This window comes from Burkholderia sp. TSV86 (assembly GCF_001522865.1).
Taxonomy (GTDB): Bacteria; Pseudomonadota; Gammaproteobacteria; order Burkholderiales; family Burkholderiaceae; genus Burkholderia.
This window is the reverse complement of the sequence record NZ_LOWB01000006.1, coordinates 1-1,387: the sequence shown is the minus strand read 5'-3', so window position 1 is coordinate 1,387 and position 1,387 is coordinate 1. Positions and strand designations below refer to the sequence as shown.

Genomic DNA, 1,387 nt, shown 5'->3' with positions numbered 1-1,387 from the left:
TTACCACAATGGCTTTGCGACGCACTGAAAGAATCAGAGTGGGTCAGTCAGCAGGAGGAGGCATGGGGACGTCTGCATAGCCCTGAATGGCTTGGCCGGTGTGAGATTCCGCGATTTGTGGAAATTTCAGAAGCCAATCTAAGGCTTTTGCCGGGTCTAATAGCCACCCATTTGAGGCGACTCGCGCAACGCCATCTGGAAGCGGCTCAGTCGCTCGATGCAGCTCACCGAGTTTGCGCAAATATTCACTGTTTACGAGAAATGGAAGAACTAGCGTCACAAATTTCATACGGAGGGTCCTCCAATAGTAGGCGTGGATCGGGGTGTGGCGATCAGGATTCTACTGTTGCGCGAGATGCTCGCTCTGGCAAAGCGGGGTCGGCGTGAACAACGCAATGGTCGATATTTATTGCGGCGACGACTACCCGCGTGAAGGTTGCTCGATCACGGTGAAAATCGATACGGGTTTCACGATTGAGATGCGTGCGCCGGGCCGGGACTTCCCAATTGAGATTTACGGTTGCCGCGACCCGAAAGCCATGCTGCTCGTTGTTGAGTGTCTGGCTTCCGGGCGACTGGTGCCGCGCGATTACAACCGACGCGATTGGTCGGCGCATGGTGCGTCGCCAATCGCGGCGTAGTTGAGGATGAAGTGGAATGAAAGGCGTTTTAAAAAGAATGCGAATCGTTATTGGACGGAACTTGGCTTGGCTAGGTCTTCGATTGGCATACCCAGATAGGATTCCAGGTTTTTCAGAACATTTGCCAGTTCTCGTACTGCTGCCGGAGAGAGAGTCACACGCACGATCATCCCATTCGGCACCTCGGGGATCATTTGCGAACACTGAATCCACAATTCTCCTGTTTCCTTGCATACGTTGATGGTCATTGGCGGATCTAAATAAAAGGGAAAGATCGGCCCGATGCGATCGGTTGCTGGAGATTTTTCGTCGGTCATGCGAACCCCTCTGTGCGGTGGTTAAGGAAGTGATGAGCTTTGATTGTCGCATGAGGTGGTTCGCATCCAGTTGTGATGAAAGCAGTCTAAAAAATTTGGCCTTCAAGGTCATTCAATGAGTTTTGAACGGAGTTGAATTGCAATGAGCACGATTGAAGTTGTACGCCGGCCGAGTATCGAGCGGGCGTTTCGGGAGGCGCTGAGTGATCCGCGTAATCGTGGGCCGGTGGCGGCCGCGCTGGGCTGGGACGATTCGCAGGTCAGCCGATTCCTGTCGGGAGGTATGGGGCTCACGATCGACAAGATCGACGTGGCGATCATGGCGCTCGACCATCGCATCGTGTCGCGCCGATACCTGGAGGCTCACACCACGCTGAGCGAAGTCGGTTTGCATTGCAAATGCGCGCGAGAAGGTTTCGGGGAGTGCGG

3 protein-coding genes are annotated in these 1,387 nt (G+C 54.2%); 2 read left to right on the top strand and 1 reads right to left on the bottom strand.

What is annotated here, in order from left to right:
• Positions 1 to 383: 383 nt before the first annotated feature.
• Positions 384 to 641, top strand: a complete 258-nt coding sequence (locus WS68_RS00445; RefSeq protein WP_156429293.1) for a hypothetical protein — start codon at positions 384 to 386, stop codon at positions 639 to 641.
• Between the two features lie 47 nt (positions 642 to 688).
• On the opposite strand, the gene WS68_RS27130 is transcribed toward WS68_RS00445, so the two are convergent.
• Positions 689 to 958 (bottom strand): hypothetical protein, encoded by a 270-nt coding sequence (locus WS68_RS27130; RefSeq protein ID WP_156429292.1) that lies wholly within the window; start codon positions 956 to 958, stop codon positions 689 to 691.
• A gap of 142 nt (positions 959 to 1,100) precedes the next feature.
• On the opposite strand from WS68_RS27130, the gene WS68_RS00440 reads away from it, so the two are divergent.
• On the top strand, positions 1,101 to 1,387 hold a 287-nt coding region (locus WS68_RS00440), incomplete at its 3' end, for a hypothetical protein (protein ID WP_059568946.1).

Coding starts and splice junctions, on each gene's coding strand:
- WS68_RS27130 (WP_156429292.1), bottom strand. CDS start 958: ATGACCGACGAAAAATCTCCAGCAACCGATCGCATCGGGCCGATCTTT.